4 protein-coding genes are annotated in these 4957 nt (G+C 72.5%); 2 read left to right on the forward strand and 2 right to left on the reverse strand.

Translation table 11 applies throughout. The features are described 5' to 3' along the window. Positions 1-158 precede the first annotated feature (158 nt). The gene (locus TA90_RS07345; RefSeq protein WP_043535455.1) at positions 159-1865 is read right to left on the reverse strand and encodes an HNH endonuclease signature motif containing protein; all 1707 of its coding nucleotides are present in this window, start codon (positions 1863-1865) and stop codon (positions 159-161) included. Between the two features lie 147 nt (positions 1866-2012). Here TA90_RS07345 and TA90_RS13220 point away from each other — a divergent pair, with 147 nt between their 5' ends. Together TA90_RS13220 and TA90_RS07355 are read left to right on the forward strand one after the other, a co-directional pair. Beyond that, on the forward strand, positions 2013-2510 hold the full coding sequence (locus TA90_RS13220; RefSeq protein ID WP_082031553.1) for a GNAT family N-acetyltransferase: 498 nt from the start codon (positions 2013-2015) through the stop codon (positions 2508-2510). Between the two features lie 426 nt (positions 2511-2936). Next, positions 2937-4103: a hypothetical protein gene (locus TA90_RS07355; RefSeq protein ID WP_052450629.1), complete on the forward strand. Its 1167-nt coding sequence runs from the start codon at positions 2937-2939 to the stop codon at positions 4101-4103. 54 nt (positions 4104-4157) lie between these two features. Here the strand turns inward: TA90_RS07355 and TA90_RS07360 are convergent. After that, positions 4158-4957, reverse strand: an 800-nt coding sequence (locus TA90_RS07360) for an ABC transporter ATP-binding protein (protein WP_043535458.1), incomplete at its 5' end; no start/stop codon positions are given.

Genomic DNA, 4957 nt, shown 5'->3' on the forward strand with positions numbered 1-4957 from the left:
ACGGGCAGGTCCGGCGGGTGCCGGAGCAGACGCGCGAGGGCATCGCCGGGATGGGGCATGGGACCAGTATCCCAGCCGGTGCGGTGCACCCGATGCGGCACCGGGGCGCCGGGGTGCCGGGGGCTGTCCCGCCCACGTCGTTCGGTCCGTTCCTTCGGTCACCCGGGCGCGGGTGGACCCGTGTCCCGACCGCGGAGCAGGACCCGATCCGCCACCGTCCCGTCTCCGCTGGTCCTGTGTCGGGTCGGCCCGTGTGCCCTCGTCCCGTCCCTGCTGCGGGTGGCCGTCCGGAGCGTGCGTCGGTGCACGTCAGCCGATGGTCTGGCCGGTGCCCACCGCGCGATGGGGTCGATCCACGTCGGAGGGCGCACCCAGGGGAGCCCGTCCCTCATCTCGATCTGCCACCCGGACGTGTCGAGGCTGCGGTGGTGGAACCAACACAGGAGTACACCATTCGAGGTGTCGGTGGGCCCACCGTCGGCGTGCGCGTGGACATGGTGGACCTCGCACCAGGTCGAGGGCACGTGACAGCCGGGGATCACGCACTCCCCGTCCCGCAGTGCGATCGCGCGCCGCTGGTGTGGGGTGAAGACCCGGTGCGGGCTGGTCAGCCCCAGGACCGCGCCACCTTCACCCAGGAGCACCTTCTGCACGGCTCCCGAACAGCCCGCGTGCCGTGCGACGTGGGAGCCGACCGCCGAGCGGGTGGGATCGCCGGCCCCCTGGAGGAAGGCCACGCCGGAGGGATCCGAGAGTTGGTCGAGGCTGGCCGTGACGACCAGCGTCGGCGCCGATCCACCCAGGCGCGGTGCCTCGTCGTGCGCCGCGGCGATGGTGAGGGCACCGGCGAGGGCATCGTGACGACGTTGGGCGGGAGTGCGGTGCTCATGGGGTGGTTCCTCGTCCGGGAAGGGTCCGTGCACGGGCGCGTCGCAGTCCGGGCTCGTCCCGCCGGGAGAGGTCGCGTCGACGGGAGCGGTCGCCACCTGACCCTGCGCGGCGGAGGAGCCGCTGCTGGCAGGACCGGCGTCCGCGTCCACCCGGGGATTGAGGTAGGCATCGAGGAGGCGTTGGAGTTGCGCCGCGACCTCGGGAAGGAGCTCCGCCCTGAGGGGGACCGTCCCACCGCGCTCCCGGCCCAGTGTCAGCCCGCGCTTCCCCAACCCTGACTTCTCGTCGGGCAGGGCGCCGTCGGGGTCCAGGGCCAGGCCCCAGGCGCCCGCCATCACCGCGATGTCGTCAGCAGGCAGGGCAGGGGGCCGCGGGTCCCCGTCGGGTGTGTCCTGTGCCGCGTCGTCGGGTTCGACGTCGTCCTGTCCGGTGACGTCCTGTCCCGTGGCACAGGAGACCAGGGCAGCCTCCGCCGCCTCGACGTCGGAGTGGCGGGCGCCGTGGTCCAGGGCCGGGCCCAGCGCCCGGACGATGACGTCGGCCGCGTCCAACGACAGGTCGCCGGTCTCCAGACCGCGGCGCACGAGGGGGAAACGGGCCGGGAGGAGCTCGCCCGACAGGGACGTCGTGATGCGGTGGGGGGCGGCGTCGCGGATCCGCTTCCGGGCCGTGGCCCCTGAGACACGGGTGGTGCGCTCGACGAGCTCACCGGGGGTGCGGCATCCCCGACGGGCGGAGAGCCGTTCGTCACCGAGGGACGGATGGGACCTCTCGGCGACGACACCGGCACCCAGGACACGGAGACCGTCGACGAGCCGACCCACTGTCTCCGCATCGGCCAGCAGGGTCAGCAGCTCCTCATCGCCGAGCACCTCGGGCACGACGCCGTCCCGGGCCACCTCCTGGAGGTGGCGCAGCGCGGTGAGCAGGCCCTCCCGGCCTGCTCCCGCTGCGGATCCCGTCGTTGCGTCCATGACTCATGGTGACAGGGACCATGTGCATTTGGGATCGGGCCCACCGGCGGGGGTCACGCCTGTGGACAGGGTGACGGGCGCCCGGAGTGATTCGGCGTCACGGGACCCGACCTCCCCTGACGGTCCGCGGCACGTACGCTGAGATCCATGAGTGAGGCACCGGCGCGTCTCCACCTTCATCGCTCGACCGACGTCCGGGACCTGCTCGGCGCCAGCAGGGAGATCGCTGGGTTCATACCGGTTCCTCCACCGGAGGAGTTGGCCCCTCTCATGTTGGCGGCGTACCGAGGGACGCCCGATGACGAGGGCGAGAACCTGCAGGACACCATCGACATCCTGCGCGCCACGATGCGCGGACGGTACGGGGAGTGGATGCCGGAGGCATCGTTCCTGGCCATCGACGAGAACGCCCTCCCGACGGGCGCCATTCTGACCGCGCAGGAGGATGACGGCACCCCATTCGTCGCCTTCGTGTTCGTTGACCCTGACCACTGCGGCCGAGGCACGGCCTCAGGGCTCATCGCCCGGACGTGCCGGGCCCTCTCCGCTTCCGGACACGAGTCGGTCCGCCTGTGGGTGGGCGCTTCCAACCAGCGGGCGGTGTGTCTGTACCGTCATCTCGGGTTCGTCGACGTCATCGATTGACCGACCCGGGCCATGTGACACGCGTGGACGGAACGGGCGCGGGGGCACACAGCCGGTCGGTCGGACCGTGCCCCCTACGTCCGCATCCGCACGGCGGACGGTGTGTGGCTCTCCGCCCGCGCGGACACACTCTCGGGTGCGGGTGCGGGTGCGGGTGCGGGAGGGCGGGTTGGGGTCGTCGTCACCCTCGGCGGGGCGCCGCCCCAGGAGCTCCTCGATCCCCGTCGCCCGGGTGTGCTTCGACCACCACGTGCCCCGTCTGGGGCAGGAGGTCGGCCCACACGGGTGGTACTCGGGGACCGGTCCCGCAGCGGGGTCGTCGGAGGAAGCGGGCCGGTGAGGGGTCGCGGGAGCGCAGCGGTGCGCCCTCGTGGACGGTTGACGAGGGCGGCGCCGCCCTCGTGGCCGGGTCGGTAGGGTCAGCACATGACGATGACGCCTGAGGAACTGCTCGCCGGCCCGCGTGGGCGGCGCCTGTGCCTGGAGTGGGCGCGCACGTGCGAGGAACTCTCCCGGGGCGCCGAGGACGAATGCCCGCTGATCACGGCCTTGGTGGCGACCGACCGAGCGGCTGATCCGGGGACCGCCGCGATGCTCGTCGCAGTCGAGCGCCGGTGGTGGCTCCCGGGTCCCCTCGCGAGGGTGCAAGCACGCAGGGCGGCACACCGGGCGGCGGACACGCGTCCGCCCTCGTCGACGGAGTTGGCCGGGATCCTGGAGCGCGTCCCCCTGCGGGAGCCGGACACGGTGCAGACGCTGCGTGCCCTCAGCGACGCGACGGCCTGTGCCCGGTACTGGCAGCCCCCGGATGGGCAGGACCTGGCCGCCGCGCTCCCCGAGCTGCGCGGACCACTGCTGCGCGTGGCCGAGGCGATCCTGTCCTCCCCTGCTGCCGCGTGGTGGGACTCCGGCATCGACCGGGACGCGCAGTGGGCCCAGACCTTCGTCGGGACCGGGGAGCGGCCCCTGTTCCCGGAGAGGGACGTCCGCGAGGTCCTGGACGAGTGGCGGGCGGGTGTCGAGCCGAGTGAGCAGTGGTTCCGGACGTGGTACGACGAGCATCCGGGAGAGGACATCGGCGGGTCCTGGTGGTCCATCGCGGGCTCCGAGCTGACGAGCACGACGCGCGCGGTCCCGGGGGGCGTTCCCTTCGGACTGTGGTGCGTGGAGGACTCGATGGATCCGGACCCCGTGCTCACACAGTCCGTCGCGGTCCCCGAGGGCGCCCGGGTCCTGGAGGTCCACGGCGGGGCCGACTGGGTCGACCTGTGCCGGAGCCACCCCCTGGACGTCACGTGGTCCAGGCGCTGCTGCTGGAGTCAGTTCACCGACTGGGGCGGGCACTGGGTGATCCCTGACTGGCGCGCGGTGGGACTGGAGTGGGACGCGGTCCACCTGACGGTGTCCGCCTGGCTGTCGTCGGCGGGGAGGGCGCTCGACCTGGGAGAAGGCCGCGCGAGCGTCATCGCGGGCTGGGACCCGGACCGGGCCTTCTGGCTGTGTGACGTCGGGCCCGAGGACGAGGTCGTGGAGTGGCGGCGGGAGCAGTCCGAGCGCTGCGGTGGTGCGGAGGTCTGGCACAGGGCGACCTGAGCGGACCTCGGTCCCCGAACTGGGCGGACCTCGGCGGTTGCGCGACCGCCTCGCTCAGGCCAGGCCGGAGACCTTGAGGAACTCCTCGCGCCGGGCCGCCTGCTCGACCGGGTCGGGCACCGGCAGGGAGGCGATGAGGCGCTGGGTGTAGGTGTCGTGCGGGTCGGTGAGCACCTGCCGGGTGATGCCCTTCTCCACGATCCGCCCCTTGTAGAGCACCGCGACCTCGTGCGCCACCAGGTCCACCACGGCCAGGTCATGGGTGATGAACAGGCAGGCGAAGTGCAGCTCCTCCTGGAGCTCGCGGAAGAGGCGCAGCACACGCGCCTGCACCGAGACGTCCAGGGCCGAGGTCGGCTCGTCGGCGATGAGCAGCTTCGGGTCCAGGGCCAGGGCGCGGGCGAGGGAGGCCCGCTGGCGCTGCCCACCGGAGAGCTCGTGGGGGAAGCGGTCCCCGAAGGTGGCCTTCAGCTGGACGGCCTCCAGGAGCTCGTCGACCCTGGGTCGAGCCTCCAGGGAGTTCGGGAACACCTTGTGCACGACCAGGGGTTCGGCGATGCACTGGGCGATGGTCAGCTGGGGATTGAAGCTGGTCCCGGGGTCCTGGAACACGAAGCCGATGTGTCGGCGCAGGGGTCGGAACTGCCGCTCCTTGAAGTCGCGCATCTCGTGGCCCATCACCTGCAGGGACCCGGAGTGGATCCTCTGGAGGCCGGCGATGGCCCGCCCCGTCGTCGTCTTGCCGGAGCCGGACTCGCCCACCAGGCCGAGGACCTCCCCGGGGCGGATGTCGAAGTCGATGCCGTCCACCGCGCGGAAGGAGGGTTTCCCCATGCGTCCGGGGAACTCGATGG

The organism is Actinomyces polynesiensis (genome assembly GCF_000820725.1).
GTDB classification, from domain to species: domain Bacteria; phylum Actinomycetota; class Actinomycetes; order Actinomycetales; family Actinomycetaceae; genus Pauljensenia; species Pauljensenia polynesiensis.

Bases quoted from the DNA above. Each gene is read 5' to 3' on its own strand.
- TA90_RS07355 (WP_052450629.1), top strand. From the start codon at position 2,937: ATGACGATGACGCCTGAGGAACTGCTCGCCGGCCCGCGTGGGCGGCGC.
- TA90_RS07345 (WP_043535455.1), bottom strand. From the start codon at position 1,865: ATGGACGCAACGACGGGATCCGCAGCGGGAGCAGGCCGGGAGGGCCTG.
- TA90_RS13220 (WP_082031553.1), top strand. From the start codon at position 2,013: ATGAGTGAGGCACCGGCGCGTCTCCACCTTCATCGCTCGACCGACGTC.